Annotated in this window: 13 protein-coding genes; 6 read left to right on the forward strand and 7 right to left on the reverse strand. The window is 72.8% G+C overall.

Features of this window, described 5'->3' with window-relative positions; translation table 11 throughout:
- Nucleotides 1–45 precede the first annotated feature (45 nt).
- On the forward strand, nt 46–1671 hold the full coding sequence (locus tag OG556_RS29645; RefSeq protein WP_371521490.1) for an FAD-dependent oxidoreductase: 1626 nt from the start codon (nt 46–48) through the stop codon (nt 1669–1671).
- A 103-nt stretch (nt 1672–1774) separates the two neighbouring features.
- Here the strand turns inward: OG556_RS29645 and OG556_RS29650 are convergent, their stop codons facing one another.
- The 3 genes from OG556_RS29650 to OG556_RS29660 form a co-directional block, all read right to left on the reverse strand.
- Nucleotides 1775–2698 carry a serine/threonine dehydratase gene (locus tag OG556_RS29650; protein ID WP_371521491.1) on the reverse strand — a complete coding sequence of 308 codons (924 nt, stop codon included), beginning with the start codon at nt 2696–2698 and terminating at the stop codon, nt 1775–1777.
- A 148-nt stretch (nt 2699–2846) separates the two neighbouring features.
- Complete coding sequence (locus OG556_RS29655) at nt 2847–3173, reverse strand: hypothetical protein (RefSeq protein ID WP_371521493.1); 327 nt, start codon at nt 3171–3173, stop codon at nt 2847–2849.
- The gene (locus tag OG556_RS29660) at nt 3170–3475 is read right to left on the reverse strand and encodes an SAV_915 family protein (protein ID WP_371521495.1); all 306 of its coding nucleotides are present in this window, start codon (nt 3473–3475) and stop codon (nt 3170–3172) included. The genes OG556_RS29655 and OG556_RS29660 overlap by 4 nt, the downstream gene beginning before the upstream one ends.
- A 236-nt stretch (nt 3476–3711) precedes the next feature.
- Here OG556_RS29660 and OG556_RS29665 point away from each other — a divergent pair, with 236 nt between their 5' ends.
- From OG556_RS29665 to OG556_RS29675, 3 genes are all read left to right on the forward strand, one after another.
- Nucleotides 3712–4146, forward strand: coding sequence for a helix-turn-helix domain-containing protein (locus OG556_RS29665; protein ID WP_371521497.1), 435 nt, complete (start codon nt 3712–3714; stop codon nt 4144–4146).
- Nucleotides 4147–4251: 105 nt separating this feature from the next.
- The gene (locus tag OG556_RS29670) at nt 4252–4608 is read left to right on the forward strand and encodes a DUF4180 domain-containing protein (protein ID WP_363586000.1); all 357 of its coding nucleotides are present in this window, start codon (nt 4252–4254) and stop codon (nt 4606–4608) included.
- Between the two features lie 166 nt (nt 4609–4774).
- Nucleotides 4775–6997 (forward strand): NADP-dependent isocitrate dehydrogenase, encoded by a 2223-nt coding sequence (locus tag OG556_RS29675; RefSeq protein WP_371521499.1) that lies wholly within the window; start codon nt 4775–4777, stop codon nt 6995–6997.
- 98 nt (nt 6998–7095) lie between these two features.
- Here the strand turns inward: OG556_RS29675 and OG556_RS29680 are convergent, their stop codons facing one another.
- Together OG556_RS29680 and OG556_RS29685 are read right to left on the reverse strand one after the other, a co-directional pair.
- Complete coding sequence (locus OG556_RS29680; protein WP_371521501.1) at nt 7096–7728, reverse strand: YdcF family protein; 633 nt, start codon at nt 7726–7728, stop codon at nt 7096–7098.
- Nucleotides 7729–7813: 85 nt separating this feature from the next.
- The gene (locus OG556_RS29685; protein ID WP_371521503.1) at nt 7814–8836 is read right to left on the reverse strand and encodes a cytochrome c oxidase assembly protein; all 1023 of its coding nucleotides are present in this window, start codon (nt 8834–8836) and stop codon (nt 7814–7816) included.
- Between the two features lie 248 nt (nt 8837–9084).
- Between OG556_RS29685 and OG556_RS29690 the strand changes: the two genes are divergently transcribed.
- Nucleotides 9085–10074: an NAD-dependent epimerase/dehydratase family protein gene (locus OG556_RS29690; protein ID WP_371521505.1), complete on the forward strand. Its 990-nt coding sequence runs from the start codon at nt 9085–9087 to the stop codon at nt 10072–10074.
- A gap of 129 nt (nt 10075–10203) precedes the next feature.
- On the opposite strand, the gene OG556_RS29695 is transcribed toward OG556_RS29690, so the two are convergent.
- On the reverse strand, nt 10204–12315 hold the full coding sequence (locus OG556_RS29695; RefSeq protein WP_371521507.1) for a phosphocholine-specific phospholipase C: 2112 nt from the start codon (nt 12313–12315) through the stop codon (nt 10204–10206).
- A gap of 275 nt (nt 12316–12590) precedes the next feature.
- On the opposite strand from OG556_RS29695, the gene OG556_RS29700 reads away from it, so the two are divergent.
- The gene (locus OG556_RS29700) at nt 12591–14609 is read left to right on the forward strand and encodes a transglycosylase domain-containing protein (RefSeq protein WP_371521509.1); all 2019 of its coding nucleotides are present in this window, start codon (nt 12591–12593) and stop codon (nt 14607–14609) included.
- An 87-nt stretch (nt 14610–14696) separates the two neighbouring features.
- Here OG556_RS29700 and OG556_RS29705 read toward each other — a convergent pair whose 3' ends face one another.
- On the reverse strand, nt 14697–15974 hold the full coding sequence (locus OG556_RS29705) for a hypothetical protein (RefSeq protein ID WP_371521511.1): 1278 nt from the start codon (nt 15972–15974) through the stop codon (nt 14697–14699).
- Between the last annotated feature and the right edge of the window lie 146 nt (nt 15975–16120).

The following is a 16120-nucleotide window of genomic DNA, read 5'->3' on the forward strand; positions in this document are numbered from 1 at the left end:
CCCAGCCGCCGGTCCGCTGAATCCCCTGACAGGGTGGAGCAATTGATGAATCCGAAGGTTGACGACCGGGTGCCGGTCCTGATCGTGGGAGGGTCGCTGGTCGGGCTGTCGGCCTCGCTCTTCCTCGGCCGACTGGGTGTCAGGCACCTCCTGGTCGAGAAGCACGCCGACACCTCGCATCACCCGCGTGGCCGAGGCAACAACGTCCGCACGATGGAGCTGTACCGGGTGGCAGGGATCGAGCCGGCGATCCGCGAGGCGGCGTCGGTCCTCGCCCCGAACCACGGCATCCTCCAGGCGCCCTCGCTGACCGGCACCGAGCAGGAGTGGCTGTTCCGGGAGATCGACCCCGGCGGGCGGCTCGCCCGGTTCAGCCCCAGCTCATGGTGCCTGTGCAGCCAGAACGACCTGGAGCCGGTGCTGCTGCGCGCGACCCGCGACCTCGGCGGCGACGTCCGCTTCAACACCGAGCTGGTCTCCTTCGAGCAGGACGCCGAGGGCGTCACCTCGGTGCTGCGCAGCCGGGAGACCGGCGAGGAGCGCCGGGTGCGCTCGGACTACCTGATCGCCGCGGACGGCCCGCGCAGCCCGGCCCGCGAGCGCCTGGGCATCGGCCAGAGCGGCCAGGGCGAGCTGTTCCACAACGTCAGCATCACCTTCCGCGCCAAGCGGCTGGCCGACGTGGTCGGGGACCGGCACTTCATCGCCTGCTACCTGACCAACCCGGAGGCGGACGGTGCGCTGCTGCCGGTGGACAACCAGGAGGAGTGGGTCTTCCACGCGCCCTGGCACCCGGAGCACGGCGAGCCGCTGGAGGCGTTCACCGACGAGCGCTGCGAGCGGCACATCCGCACCGCCGTCGGCCTGCCGGAGCTCGACGTGGAGGTGACCGGCCGGGCGCCCTGGCACGCCGCCGAGCGGGTGGCCGAGCGGTACGGCGCCGGGCGGGTCTTCCTCGCCGGGGACTCCGCGCACGAGATGTCGCCGACCGGCGCGTTCGGCTCCAACACCGGCATCCAGGACGCGCACAACCTGGCCTGGAAGCTCGCCGCGGTGCTCTGCGGGTGGGCCGGGCCGGAGCTGCTGGAGACGTACGGGCAGGAGCGCCGCCCGGTCGCGCAGGTGACCAGTGAGCGCGCCTCGGCCCGCTCGGCCGAGCACAGCCACCCCGGGTACGCGGTGGTGCCGGGTGCCGGACGGCAGACCGGGGTGCTCGGGGTGGCGCTCGGCTACCGCTACCCGGTGGGCGCGGTGGTCGGGACGGACCCGGCGGGCGCGGTCGTCCCCGAGAAGTTCGAGTCGGCCGGGGAACCGGGCAGCCGGGCCCCGCACCAGTGGCTGCTGCGGGCGGGCGTGCGGCTGTCCACGCTGGACCTGTATGAGCAGGCGATGGTGCTGCTCACCGGTCCCGAGGGCGCGGCCTGGCAGGCCGGGGCGCGGCGGGCGGCCGACCGGCTGGCCGTCCCGCTGGACGCCTACCGGATCGGCGGCGGCGCCGAGGACGACCTGGCGCCGGAGCCGGGCGCGGACTTCGCGGAGCTGCACGGGATCGGCCCGGCCGGTGCCGTGCTGGTCCGGCCGGACGGCTTCGTGGCCTGGCGCTCGACGGGTGCGGCGGACGATCCGGAGGCGGAGGTCGCCGGGGCCCTGCGGGCGGTGCTGAGCCTGTAGCGCCCGGCCCACCACGGGACCTGCCCGCCGGTTTCCCAACCGGCGGGCAGGTCTTTGTGCTTGACGGCGGATCCGGCCGGAGCCGCCGCCCGGCGGCCGTCGGTCAGGGGGCGGCGAGGTCGGACGGGTCGGTGTTGGCGCCGCACAGGAGGACGGCGACCCGCTCGCCCTCCGCGTGGTCGAGGGCCGCCAGGGCGGTGGAGGCCGCGTACTCGACGGCGATGCGGTGGTCCTCCCAGAGCCGGCGGCGGGCGCGCACGATGGCCTCGTCGTCGACCAGCACGGACCGGACGCCCTCGTGGCCGGCGGCATGGACGGCCAGGGCGGTGGCGCGGCGGGCGCCGAGGGCGTCCTGGGCCACGGAGGACACCGGGACGTCGACGGGGCGGCCGGCGGCGAGGGCGGCGTGCAGGGCCCGGCTGCCCTCCGGCTCCACCGCGACCACCCGGACGCCGTGCTCGCGGGCCGCGACGGCCACCCCGGCGAACAGCCCGCCGCCGCCGACCGACACCACCACCGTGTCCAGCCCGGGGACCCGGGCGCGGATCTCCTCCAGCACGGTGCCCGCGCCGGCGGCGATCAGCGGGTGGTCGTAGGCGTGCGAGGCCAGCGCCCCGCTGCCCGCCGCGAACTCCTCGCAGGCCGCCAGTGCCTCCGCGTACTCCCGGCCGACCAGCCGCACGTCGGCGCCGTACGAGCGCAGCCGCGCCAGCTTCACCGGGGAGGCCGTCTCGGGCAGGAACACCGTGGCGCGCACGCCGAGCTCGCGCGCGGCCCAGGCGCAGGCCAGGCCGGCGTTGCCGCCCGAGGCGATGGTGACCCCGGCCTCCGGCAGGGTGCCCGCCTCGGCGTGCGCGAGCAGGAAGTTCTGCGCGCCGCGCGCCTTGAAGCTGCCGGTGTGCTGAAGGAACTCCAGGGCCAGCCAGGTCCGCCCGCGGTCGTCCCCGGGGGCGACGGCGACCGGCCGTACCCTCCCGGCGATCCGCTCGCCGGCGGCCTTGACCTCGTCGTACGTCAATCGGTCCATCGTGCCTGCTCCTCAAGCCGGGTGCGTCGCCTCTGGGCTTGACGGTACGTCGCGGGCGCGGGACGAGGAAAGGATCACGGTCGGGCGGCACCGGGGCGGGGCCCTGGTGCCGCCCGACCGGGGCGCGGGGAGGCGGACAGGACAGGGCTCAGGGGACCGGGCGGAGGGTGACGGGTCGGGGGGTGAGGGCGCGCAGCACCAGGTCGATCCGGACCTTGGCGGCCCCGGCGCGGTGGAGGGCGGTGGCGACCGCCCGCAGTTCCTCGGGGCCGGTGCAGGCGAGGCGGAGCTCCAGGTCGGCGTCGCCGGCGAGGGAGAGCCCGCCCTGGACGGCCGGGTGCTCGGCCGCCAGCCGGTCGAAGTCGAGCGGGACCGGCCCGTAGCTGACCCGGGCGAGGGCGTGCAGTGCCCGGGCCGGCTCAGGTGGTTCCGGTTCGGGGTCCGGGTCCTCGGGGACCAGCTGGAGGGCGGTCACCGGTGCTGGAGCTGTGCGGTCGGGGTGGGGGCTAGCGGGGCGGCGGGGGCGGTGACGGGCGGGGCGACCAGGCGCGGGTCGAGGACGAGGGTGTCGATGCCCAGCGGGGCGGTGAGCGCGCGCAGGGCGGGTTCACCGAGTTCGGTGAAGGCCTGGCCCGGCCCGAAGAGGGCGGCGAGCGACTCGGGGCTGGAGAAGCCGACGGCGCAGCGGCGGCCGTCGCGCAGGCGGAAGAGGCGGAGGGCGGTGGTGGTGCCGGTACCGGAGACGGTGACCGGAACGTGCCAGACGAGGCGGGCCATGCGAGTGCTCCCGGGTGGGGTGGTGGTGCCTGCCGGAACTGCTGCTTCGACGCTAGGCCGGGTTCCGCCGGGCGTCGCCGGTCCTGACGCGGCGTTGACCGAATGGGTGGGTGCGTTGACGCACCCCTGACGGTCGGTTCACCCGAGTGGACTAAACCACTCCCTATCATTACGTAAACATCCCTATCGGATGGTATGTTTCCTGCGGATGGGGACGTTCGAGAGGATGGTCGCAGGTGGCGCAGTACTACTCGGTGGAACAGGTGGCCGAACTGCTCGGCCTGCACGTGCGCACCGTCCGCGGCTACATCCGCGACGGCCGGCTCGCCGCGGCCAGGATCGGCAAGCAGTACCGGATCGCCCGTGCGGACCTGGAGGCCTTCACCGGCGCCCCGGCCGCCCCGCCCGCGCCCGCTGCCGGCGCCGGCGCGCGGCGGGCCGAGGTGTCCGCCGTCGTCCGGATCGAGAACGTCGACCGGGCCGCCGCCGACCGGCTGTCCACCGCCGTCATGGCCGCGATCGCCGGCCCGCGCGAGGGCGGCCGGCCGCTGCACGTCGAGAGCGTCCACGACGAGGAGCGGGAGACCCTGCGGCTCGTCGTCCTCGGCGATCCGGCCGACACCGCCGCGCTGCTCGGCATCGTCCACACGATGACCTCGTCCATGCACTGACGCCGGCCGCGTCGGATGGCGTCGGTCACACCGAATCCGCATCGGGATCCGCATCGGATCCACGGCGGACCCATAGAGGATCCACATCGACCAGGGAGAACGGCAATGTCCGAGCAGTACGGCACGACGGTCCTGCGGCTGCCCGCGGAGGGCGCGCCGATCCGTGAGGAGCAGGACGCCATGGACGTGATCGGCGACGCGTTCGGCCGCGGCGCCTCCTGGGTGGTCGTCCCCGTCGCCCGGCTGCACCCGGACTTCTTCACGCTGCGCACCCGGGTCGCCGGCGGCATCGTGCAGAAATTCGTCAACTACCGCGTCGGCCTCGTGGTCCTCGGCGACATCGCCGACCACGTCGCGGCGAGCGACCCGCTGCGCGACTTCGTCCGGGAGAGCAACCGCGGCCGGCAGCTCTGGTTCCTCGCCGACGAGACGGAGCTGGCGGCCCGGTTCACCGAGGTCTGAGCGTTCTCCGCTTGCCCCGCACCCGCCCCGGGACCACGGTGGAGCTGACCGTCGGCGCGCCCCCGGGGCGCCCGGCGCGCGCTCCGGGGCGGGGGCGAGGTGGAGCTAGGGGGCCGTGACGAGATATCTTGACGTCAAGACGTTGGAGACGTGAAGCGGAGTACCGATGACTGACTCGACCATCATCTATACGCACACCGACGAGGCTCCGGCCCTGGCGACCTACTCGTTCCTGCCGGTTGTCCAGGCATACGCCTCGACGGCGGGTGTGCGCGTGGAGACCCGCGACATCTCCCTGGCCGGGCGGATCATCGCGAGCTTCCCGGAGCGTCTCGCCGAGGGCCAGCGGATCGAGGACGCCCTCGCCGAGCTGGGCGACCTCGCCAAGACCCCGGGCGCCAACATCATCAAGCTGCCGAACATCTCGGCGTCCATCCCGCAGCTGAAGGCGGCCGTCGCCGAGCTGCAGGCCCAGGGCTACGCGCTCCCGGACTACCCGGACGACCCGCAGACCGACGAGGACAAGGACGTCCGCGCCCGTTACGACAAGGTCAAGGGCAGCGCCGTCAACCCCGTCCTGCGCGAGGGCAACTCGGACCGCCGCGCCCCGGGCTCGGTGAAGAACTACGCCAAGACCCACCCGCACCGCATGGGCGCCTGGTCGGCCGACTCCGAGACCAACGTCGCCACCATGGGCCAGAACGACTTCCGCTCCACCGAGAAGTCCGCCGTGATCGCCGCCGACGGTGCGCTGCGCATCGAGCTGGTCGCCGAGGACGGCAGCGCCACCGTGCTGCGCGAGCGCGTCCCGGTGCTGGCCGGCGAGGTCGTCGACGCCTCGGTGATGCGCGTCGCCGCCCTGCGCGAGTTCCTGACCGCCCAGGTCGAGCGCGCCAAGGCCGAGGGCGTGCTGTTCTCGGTCCACCTCAAGGCCACCATGATGAAGGTCTCCGACCCGATCATCTTCGGCCACGTCGTCCGCGCCTTCTTCCCGAAGACCTTCGCCAAGTACGGCGAGGTGCTGGCCGCCGCCGGTCTGGACCCGAACAACGGCCTCGGCGGCATCCTCAACGGCCTGGACGGCGTGCCGCACCTGGGCGCGGAGATCAAGGCCTCGTTCGAGGCCGAGCTCGCCGAGGGCCCGGCCCTGGCGATGGTCGACTCGGACAAGGGCATCACCAACCTGCACGTCCCGAGCGACGTCATCGTCGACGCCTCGATGCCGGCCATGATCCGCACCTCCGGCCACATGTGGGGCCCGGACGGCCAGGAGGCCGACACCCTCGCCGTGCTGCCCGACAGCAGCTACTCCGGCGTGTACCAGGCCGTCATCGACGACTGCCGCGCCCACGGCGCCCTGGACCCGGCCACCATCGGCTCCGTGCCGAACGTCGGTCTGATGGCCCAGAAGGCCGAGGAGTACGGCAGCCACGACAAGACCTTCGAGATCGCCGCGGCCGGCACCGTCCGCCTCGTCGACGCCGAGGGCAACGTGGTGCTGGAGCAGGCCGTCCAGCCGGGCGACATCTTCCGCGCCTGCCAGACCAAGGACCTGCCGATCCAGGACTGGGTCAAGCTGGCCGTCACCCGCGCCCGCGCCACCGGCGACCCGGCGGTGTTCTGGCTGGACGAGAACCGCGCCCACGACGCCGTCCTGATCGAGAAGGTCAAGAAGTACCTGCCGGAGCACGACACCACCGGCCTGCAGATCGAGATCAAGTCCCCGGTCGAGGCCACCACGTTCTCGCTGGAGCGCATCCGCCGCGGCGAGAACACCATCTCGGTGACCGGCAACGTGCTGCGCGACTACCTGACCGACCTGTTCCCGATCCTGGAGCTGGGCACCAGCGCCAAGATGCTGTCGGTCGTCCCGCTGATGGCGGGCGGCGGCCTGTTCGAGACCGGCGCCGGCGGCTCCGCCCCGAAGCACGTCCAGCAGCTGGTCAAGGAGAACTACCTGCGCTGGGACAGCCTCGGCGAGTTCTTCGCCCTGGCCGCCAGCTTCGAGCACCTGGCCACCAGCACCGACAACGCCCGCGCCCAGGTGCTGGCCGACACCCTGGACCGCGCCACCGGCACCTTCCTCAACGAGGACAAGTCGCCGAGCCGCCGCCTCGGCGGCATCGACAACCGCGGCAGCCACTTCTACCTGGCCCTGTACTGGGCCCAGGAGCTGGCCCAGCAGACCGCCGACGCCGAGCTGGCCCAGGCGTTCGAGGGCCTGGCCAAGGCGCTCGGCGAGCAGGAGACGACCATCGTCGACGAGCTGAACGCCGTGCAGGGCTCGCCGGTCGACCTCGGCGGCTACTACCAGCCGGACCCGGCCAAGGCCGCGGCGGTGATGCGCCCGTCGAAGACCTTCAACGAGGCGCTCGCCAACCTCGCCTGATCCCAGGGGAGTCGTAGCACCGGGAGGCTCCCGGGTCCGGTACCGGACCCGGGAGCCTCCCCGCGTTCGGGGGCCCGGCGCGATCGCCCGGAGACGCCCTAGCCGAGAAGGGCCCCGGTGCCCGCGAGGAGCAGGAGGGCGGCGGCGTTGGCGCGCGGGTACGCGAGTGCCGTGCCGACCGCCTCCCGCAGCAGTGCGTACGGGCCGTGGGCGAGCAGTCCGTCCGCGCCGACCACCCGGCCGGGGGCGCCGGCCCGGCGGGCGGCGAGTGCGGTGCGGGCGGTGTGGAAGCCACTGGTGACGACCGTGCACCGGTAGCCGGGCCGTTCGGCGGCCATCAGCGCCGCGCTGAAACGCAGGTTCTCGACGGTGTTCACGGCCCGTTCCTCGCGCCGGATCCGGTCGGCCGGGACGCCCCGGGCGGTCAGGTAGCGGGCCATCGCGGCGGCCTCGGTGCACTCCTCGTGCGGACCCTTCCCACCGGTGACCAGGAGCAGCGGCGCGTGCCCGGCGGCCTCCTCGGCGGCGAAACGTTCCAGCGCGGCGTCCAGCCGGGCCGCCAGCGGCGGGGCGGGCTCGCAGCCGTCCAGGGCGGCGCCGAGGACCACCAGGTAGTCCGCCCCGACGGGGGCCGGGCGGCGCCCCTGCCGCAGCGCGCAGCCGAGGAAGCCGAGCAGCCAGAGCAGGACGTACCCGCCGAGCAGGACGGCGACGATCAGCAGAGCGTGCATACCGTCCGAACGTATACGGCGGAACCCCCGTTCCACTGGGCGGTTTCCAGGGGACGGGGGTTCCGTGGTGCAGGCGGCGGCGGGCTCAGCCGGCGTCGGCCGCGGGGGTGACGGGGGTGACAGCGGCGGCGGGGGAGGCCGGGGAGGCGGGGGCCGCCGGGCGCGGGCCGCGCTTGTGCAGCGAGGCCAGATAGGCGTTGTACGCCTCCAGCTCGGCGTCGCCGCTGCGCTCCTCGGCGCGGTCGGAGCGGCGGGCCTGCCGCTGTTCGGAGCGCATCCACTGGTACACCAGCGCGATCAGCACGATCGCGGTCGGGATCTCGCCGAACGCCCAGGTGATGCCGCCGGCCAGCTTCTGGTCCTCCAGGAGATTGGTGCCCGGTGGCGCGCCCTCCACGGTGAAGGTGGTGACCAGCGGGTGGCTGGCCATCATCACGGCCACGCCGAAGAAGGCGTGGAACGGCATGCCCATGAACAGCTCGATGATCCGCATCACATGGCCGGGGCGGTGCGGGCCCGGGTCCACGCCCATGATCGGCCAGAAGAAGGCCAGACCGGTGAGGAGGAAGTGCACCATCATGAAGATGTGCCCGGCGCGGTACTGCATCAGGAAGTCGAACAACGGGGTGAAGTAGACCCCGTACAGGCTCGCGATGAACATCGGGATGGTGAAGGCCGGGTGCGAGATCACCCGGACGTACCGGCTGTGCAGCAGCGCCACCAGCAGCTCGCGCGGCCCGCGCGGGCGGCCCTTGCCGGCCGGCCGCAGCGCGCGCAGCGCCAGCGTGATCGGGGCGCCCAGCAGCAGCAGGATCGGCGTCAGCATGGACAGCACCATGTGCTGGATCATGTGCGCGCTGAACAGCACCATGCCGTAGTCGTTCAGCCCGGTGCAGGTGACCAGGACCAGGCTGCCGACACCGGCCGCCCAGCCGACCATCCGGCCGATCGGCCAGCGGTCGCCGCGCCGGTGGAGCCGGACCACGCCCGCCGTGTACAGCGCCAGGGCGACCAGGCCGCCCAGCAGGAACACCCAGTCGGGGGACCAGGTCCAGACGTTGGACAAGGTGAACGGGCCTAGCTGGGTCATCCCGCCGTGGTGGTGCATGCCTGACATTCCGTCGCCCATCGGGGGGCCCTGCTTTCCGTCCTCGTGGCCCCTGGAGGGGGTCCGGTTCGCCCGTTTTGCTTGGGCTACAGCCTAGGTGGGCCTTACCTCGGGCCGTGCCCCGCCCCCTCCGTACGGGTGGCCGCCGGGCGGGTGGCGGCTGGATAGACTGACCGGCCGGTCGACGGCGACACGCCGGGACGGCGACACGGGACACGCCGGGACGGCGGGACGGCGAGGGGTGCGGCATGGCGGCGGGACGGCGGCAACCGGAGCGCACCACGGTCGCGCTGACCGGGGCGACCGGCTTCATAGGCTCCGCGGTGCTGGCCGCCCTGACCGCCCGCGACGCGCGGGTGCGCGCGCTGGCCCGCGAAGTGCCGGACGGGCGCGGCCCGGCCGCCTGGGTGCCGGGCGACCTCGCGGACGGGGCGGCGCTGAGCGCGCTCTGCGAGGGTGCCGACGTCCTGCTCCACCTGGCCTCCCGGGTCTCCGGCGGCGCCGAGGAGTGCGCGGCGGTGAACGTGCGCGGCACCGAGGCGGTGACGGCCGCCGCGGCCCGGGCCGGGGTGCGCCGGATCGTCCACCTGTCGACGACCGCGGTGTACGGCGAGGGGCCGCACTCCGGCATAGCGGTCGACGAGGTGCCGGCCGCCCCGGTCTCCGAGGCCAGCCGGACCAGGCTGCTCGGCGAACGCGTCGCGCTGGCGGCCGGCGCCGTCGTGCTGCGGCCCGGCCTGGTGACCGGGACGGGCGACCGCTGGGTGGTGCCCGCGCTGGCCGAACTGGTCCGCCGGGTGCCGGTGCCCTGGGCGGGCGGGAACGCCAGGCTCTCCGTGGTGGACCGCACCGACCTGGCCCGGCTGATCACCGCGCTCGCCCTGGACGACCACGCCGTCCCGCCCGGCGTCCAGCACGCGAGCCACCCCGACCCGGTCCGGGCCGGCGACCTGCTCGCCGCCCTGGCCGGCCTCGGCCTGTTGCCCGCCCTGCCCGGCGCGGACGGCCCGGACGGCGCGAACGGCCCGGGCGCCTCGTGGGACGAGTGCCGGCGGCTGCTCGCCGCCACCCCGGGCCGCGTCTCCGAGCGGCAGTTCTCCCTGATCGCCCGCGACCACTGGTACCGGGGGGACGACGTCTGGCGCCTCGCCGCCTGCCCGCCCGGCCCCGGCCCCCTCGCCCGGCTGCCCGCGGCCGCCCCCTGGTACCGCCAGGCGCTGGGGCTCGGGAGTGTCTGACGATTCCCGCCGGCAGTGTCGGACACGCCCAGCCGCACCGGCGTAGGACGAAACGCCGGTGCGGCGTGCCGGTTCAGGCGCTGTGCCGTCGGTCGGGAGCCGGACCGACGGCCAGGGCCGCGCCGTCGGTCAGCGGGGGCCGGGGTCGCTGGTGCCGGGGCGGCCGTTCTCCAGGTGGCCGGCCCAGCGGCGGCGGAAGGTCGGGCCGTCGGTGGCGGCGACCGTGATGTCGTACCAGCGGCTGTCGGGGCGGATGTCGAAGGTGAACTGCGCCGAGGCGCCGCGCCGGAGGCTGCGGCTCTGCTGCGAGCCCTTGGCGTAGGCGTTGGCGACGGTCACCGTCCGGGTGACCGGCCCGTTGTTGGTGATCTTGACGCGCACCTTGGACTTCTGCGGGTCGAACAGCGCGACCAGCTCCGTCCGGGCGGTGCCCTCGAACTCGTACACCGACCCGTTCGGGCCGTGGGCGGCGAGGTGGTAGTCGCCGGAGGCGGAGTGCGGCCAGAAGTCGCCGAGGGTGTCGCCGCCCGAGATGGTGTAGCGGCGGGGGGCGGCCTTCGGCGCGGTCCGGTCGTAGACGTAGAGCCAGGCGCCCGCCTCGCCCCGGTTCTCCAGGTCCAGCTGGAACCGCCCGGGGGTGTCCGTCTCCTCCTCGTTGAGCACCAGGTCGTACGGGAGGGCGCGGGCCGGCCGGACGCCGGGCTCCTGGGTGGGCATCCGCTGGGGCAGCGGCACCTGGTACGGCTTGCCCTGCGAGGCGATCGGCGCGGGCACCGGGATCGAGACCGGCCGCGGGTCGGCGCCGGAGAAGTCGAGCGCCGAGGTGAGGTCGCCGCAGACCGACCGGCGCCAGGCGCTGATGTTGGGCTCCTCGATGCCGAACCGGGCCTCCAGGAACCGCAGGACGGAGGTGTGGTCGAAGGTCTCCGAGCAGACCCAGCCGCCGCGCGACCACGGGGAGATGACCAGCATCGGCACGCGCGGGCCGAGGCCGATCGGCTGGAGGCCGCCCGGGTCGGCGCCGGGGACCAGCGGGCTCATCTCACCCGGGTGCTTGCCGAGGTCGAGCAGTTCGTCGCGCAGGCTCGCCCTCAGGTCGGCGGAGACGATGCCCTGGCCGCCCGGGCCGCTGACGACCGGCGGCATCGGCGGGACGACGTGGTCGAACAGGCCGTCGTTCTCGTCGTAGTTGATGAGGAAGACCGTCCTGCCCCAGACCTCGGGGTTGGAGGTGAGCGCGTCCAGCACGAGGTTGATGTAGTACGCGCCGTCGGTGGGCGTCGCGGACGGGTGCTCGCTGTACTTGTACGGCGGGACGATCCAGGAGACCTGCGGGAGCCGGCCCTGCTGGACGTCGGCGCGGAACTCCTTCAGCGTGTGGTCGGTGGCGCCCTTGTCCACCAGGGGGCCCGACGCGCCCTCGGCGACCTGGTAGCGCTCGAAGAACATCAGCGAGTTGTCGGTGTAGTTGTCCGTGGGGGTGCCCGGCTCGCCGGAGCCGCCCTGGTACAGCTTCCAGCTGACGCCGGCCTTCTCCAGGCGCTCGGGGTAGGTGGTCCAGGTGTAGCCGTTGGTGTTGTTGCGCTCCTCCAGGCCGGGGCCGTTGGGCTTGCGGCCGTACACGTTGCGCGGGTCGCTGGTGCCGGTCCACAGGTAGATGCGGTTGGGCGCGGTGTCGGCGTGGACGGAGCAGAAGTACGAGTCGCAGAGGGTGAAGGCGTCGGCCAGGGCGAAGTGGTACGCCAGGTCCTGGCGCTTGAGGTGGCCCATCGTCATGACGTCCTGCTTCTGGTTCACCCACTGGTCGTGGCGCCCTTCGTTCCAGGCGAGGTGGCCGCTGCTCCAGCCGTGGTCGGTGCCGGCCTGGTACTCGGTGGTGTTCCGGGGGTCGATGTACCAGGGCAGCACCTCCTGCTCGGAGGCGGGCAGGCCTCGGTCGTGGTAGCGGCCGGTCTTCACGGCGGCGGCGGGCTGGTGCCAGTTCGGCCGACCGTCGGGCAGCAGGGTGGGGCGCGGGTCGTCGAACCCGCGCACGCCGCGCAGGGTGCCGAAGTAGTGGTCGAAGGAACGGTTCTCCTGCATCAGGACGACGACGTGTTCGACGTCCTCGATCGAGCGGGTCCGGCCGATCGCGGGCAGTGCCAGGGCCTTGCTGACCGCGGGCGGGAACGCGCCGAGGCCTGCGGCGGCTGCGGACGCGCCGCTCAGCTGGAGGAATCGGCGCCGGTCGATGGAGGCCACGTGGTGTCCTTCCTTCTCGGGGTACGGGGGGTGCCAAGAAGGTTCGAACATAGGGGCCGCAGCCAGGCCGTACGAGGTCCCCCAGCGAACGCCGCATGAGTTTTCAGCCAATTCCTGTCTAGCCAACTTCTCGTGACCCATCGGCGGCGGGTCTCCATCGACCGCCGGTCCGCGCGGTATGACCGTGATCACATCAATTCCGTTGTGCCGTGGTCCGACCCCCACCGCGTCTGAGTTCGGGGGTCTGTGCCCACGAGCGAATCGGAGACCGGACTGTGCGTGCTGACCAAGGTGGCGGGGCGGAGAAGGAGAAGCCCGGAGGGGAGAAGCCCGAAGGGCGGCGGTGGATCGACTACCCGCGCAGAGGTCGGCGCGGAGTCCGCCGCTGGCTCCCGTCCTGGCGGCAGCTGCTCCTGGTGGCGGGGGCCGGGTCGGCGGTGCTGACGGGGTGGCTGACCTGGTTCTACGTCACCACCAAGGTCCCGGAGGACCTGAACGCCTTCGCCACCCAGCAGAACAACGTGTACTTCTGGGCGGACGGCACCGAGATGGCGCGGATCGGCGAGACCAACCGGCAGGAGGTGCCGCTCGACCAGGTGCCGGAGTCGGTGCAGTGGGCCGTACTGGCCGCCGAGAACGAGACCTTCTACTCGGACCCGGGGATCTCCTTCACGGGCATCGGCCGCGCGGTCTACCAGATGGCCACGGGCGGTGAGACCCAGGGCGGCTCGACCATCACCCAGCAGTACGTCAAGAACAACTACCTGAACCAGCGTCAGGACTTCTCGCGCAAGCTCAGCGAGATCGTCATCGCGATCAAGCTGGACCGGCGGATGAGCAAACAGGACATCCTGGCCGGCTATCTGAACACCAGTTGGTTCGGGCGCGGCAGCTACGGCATCGAACGGGCCGCGGCGGCGTACTACGGAAAGGACGTCTCGCAGCTCAACCCGAGCGAAGGGGCGCTCCTCGCCGCGCTGTTGAAGGGGGCCGGGCAGTTCGATCCGGGGATCAGCGCGAACAACCACCGGCGGGCCGAGGAGCGGTGGTCCTGGATCCTGGACCGGATGGTGAAGGTCGGCAAGCTCTCCGCCGCCGAGCGCGCCGGGTACACGGTGTTCCCCGAACCCAGGACCCAGCCGAAGGCGGCGGGCCTGAGCGGACAGGTCGGGTACCTGGTGGACATGGCCAGGACGTACGTGGAGGGCCACAGCGACATCACGCAGGCCCAGTTCGACCTCGGCGGCCACCAGATCTTCACCACCTTCGAGAAGCCGAAGGTCACCGCGCTGGCCGCCGCGGTGCGGGACGCCACCAAGGGGATCGACCCCGACAGCCGCGAGGCCGACCGGTTACTGAAGGTCGGCGCCGCCTCGGTGGCCCCGGACGGGAGGATCGTCGCGCTCTACGGCGGAACCGACTACCTGAAACAGGGCTTCGACAACGCCAACACCTCGACGGTGCCGGTCGGTTCGGCCTTCGCCCCGCTGGTCTACGCCTCGGGCCTGAGCGAGGGCGTGCAGCGCCAGCGGGGCGGCAGCCGCACCCCGGTGACGCCCACCACCACCTACGACGGCGACGACGGCGTGAACGTGATGACCCCGGAGGGCCCGTACTGGGGGCGCAACGGGCGGATAGCGAAGACCGCCAACGACGGCAAGCGGAGCTGGGGAAAGGTCACCCTGAGGAGCGCGGTGGAGCAGTCCGTCAACGGGCCGATGATGCAGCTCGCCATGGACGTCGGCCTGGACCGGGTGCAGAAGACCGCCACCGACCTGGGCCTGCTCCCGGGCAGCATGGGGGAGTTGGTGCCGGCCTTCGGCGTCGGGAACTCCACACCGAGCGCGATCAGGACCGCCGACGCCTACGCCACCTTCGCCGCGGGGGGCAGCCACACGGAGCCGTACTCCGTCCTGAGGATCACCCGGAACGGCGAGCCGCTCGGGCTGCGCCTGCCGACCGCCGTGCAGGCGCTGACCCCGCAGGTCGCGGGGGAGGTGGACGCGGCGCTGAAGAGCGCGGTCCGCACCGGGAGCGCCAAGGCGGTGGCGGAGGCCGGGCCGGACCTGGCGGGGAAGCCGGGGACGACCCCGGACCGTACGGCGGGGTGGTTCGTCGGCTACGACGCGCGGATGTCCACGGCCGTCACGGTGTTCCGGGCGGACCTGAAGGACATGAAGCTGCTCTCGCTGGAGGGGCTGGGCGGCGCCGCCCCGGACACCCCGGACTCCGCGCTGCCCACCCAGATCTGGACCTCGTACATGAAGGCGGCCGGTGGCCCGGGAGGCCGGTAGGGCCTGGGACCGGTAGGGCCGGTAGGGCCGGTAGGGCCGGGCGGCCGCGGGGCGTGGTGTCACGGCCCCGCGGCCGCCCGGGCCCGGTCACTTGACCAGGCGGGACCAGTCGGCCGGCTGCCCAGGGTCCAGCGCGCGCAACTGGTCGAGCACCTTGGGGTCCTGGGCGTCCAGCCAGTCGGCGACCTGGCGGAAGGACACGCAGCGGACGCCCTCCCGGGTGCAGACGCTCTTCATCACGTCCTCGATGGCCTGCATGTAGATGCCGCCGTTCCAGTTCTCGAAGTGGTTCCCGATGAAGAGCGGCGCCCGGCTGCCGTTGTAGACCCGTTCGAAGCCGTTGAGGTAGCCGTTCCGGGTCTCCTTCTCCCACGCGTCGTACTTCTTCGGATCGCCCTTGGTGGTGCCCACGGACTGGTTGGCGAGGAAGTTGTAGTCCATCGAGAGGACCTGGGTCGATTTGCCCGGGTAGGGCAGCAGTTGGAGCGGGAAGTTCCAGATGCCGTCCTTCTTGCCGGGCCAGACCTGGAACTCGCCCGGTGAGCTGGCGTCGTACCGGAAGCCGGCCGCCTTCTCGGCCGGGAGCAGGTTCTTCTGGCCCTGCAGACAGGGGGCGCGGCCGCCGACCGCCTCCTTGGTGTAGTCGAAGGGCAGCGGCGGGAGGTTCTTGAAGCCGGTGTTGGTCTTCCAGTTGGTGACGAAGGAGATCGCCTGGTCGAGCTCGCTCTTCCACTCCTCGGTGCTCCAGTCGTCGCCGCCGCCCTTGGAGTCGCAGAAGTGCCCGTTGAAGTGGGTGCCGATCTCGTTCCCGTCCTGCCAGGCCAGGCGCAGTTGCTCCAGGGTGTCCTTGATGTGGGCGTCGGTGGCGAAGTCGATGGCGGAGGCGCCGGCGTCGTGCTGCGGCGGGTGGTAGAGCGTGCGTTTGGACTTGGGCAGGGTGTAGATGCCGCTGAGGAAGAACGTCATCTGGGCGTTGTTCTCCGTGCCCAGCTTGCGGAAGCGCGAGAACTGTTCGTCGTCGCCCTCCAGCGCGCCGTCCCAGGAGAACACCACGAACTGCGGCGGCTTCTCGCCGGGCTTCAGCTTCTCGGGCCGGGGTTGTTTGGGCTGCGGGCCGGTGTCGGAGGTGGAGCCGTCGCCGAGCACCTTGACCTGGCCGTCCCAGGTCGGCGTGGCGCTGGGCGTCGGGGTGGCGGCGGGGCTGCCGGGGCTGTCGGAGGGTGTGCCGCTCGGGTCGGGTGTGCTGTCCGGGGCGGCGTCGGCGGTGGCCGGTCTGCCCTTCGAGTCGGGGCCTCCCGTGCCCAGGCCGAGGGCCACGACGACCCCCGTTGCCAGCAGGACAGCCACGCCACGGGCAGGACGCACCGTTCCTCCGCTTCTCCGACCCACCGTCAGGTATTGGTCGGATAGTCATACGTATGGTGCGAACATCAGAACACCTTGATCGACAATGTGTCGAGGCTTGCATGGAAGGGGAGTTGGGAGACATGTGTGCGGCAGGAGGCCGGCCA

This window comes from Kitasatospora sp. NBC_01300 (assembly GCF_041435235.1).
In the GTDB taxonomy this organism is placed as follows: Bacteria; Actinomycetota; Actinomycetes; order Streptomycetales; family Streptomycetaceae; genus Kitasatospora.

Coding starts and splice junctions, on each gene's coding strand:
- OG556_RS29690 (WP_371521505.1), top strand. CDS start 9,085: ATGGCGGCGGGACGGCGGCAACCGGAGCGCACCACGGTCGCGCTGACC.
- OG556_RS29680 (WP_371521501.1), bottom strand. CDS start 7,728: ATGCACGCTCTGCTGATCGTCGCCGTCCTGCTCGGCGGGTACGTCCTG.
- OG556_RS29675 (WP_371521499.1), top strand. CDS start 4,775: ATGACTGACTCGACCATCATCTATACGCACACCGACGAGGCTCCGGCC.
- OG556_RS29670 (WP_363586000.1), top strand. CDS start 4,252: ATGTCCGAGCAGTACGGCACGACGGTCCTGCGGCTGCCCGCGGAGGGC.
- OG556_RS29645 (WP_371521490.1), top strand. CDS start 46: ATGAATCCGAAGGTTGACGACCGGGTGCCGGTCCTGATCGTGGGAGGG.
- OG556_RS29650 (WP_371521491.1), bottom strand. CDS start 2,698: ATGGACCGATTGACGTACGACGAGGTCAAGGCCGCCGGCGAGCGGATC.
- OG556_RS29660 (WP_371521495.1), bottom strand. CDS start 3,475: ATGGCCCGCCTCGTCTGGCACGTTCCGGTCACCGTCTCCGGTACCGGC.
- OG556_RS29685 (WP_371521503.1), bottom strand. CDS start 8,836: ATGCACCACCACGGCGGGATGACCCAGCTAGGCCCGTTCACCTTGTCC.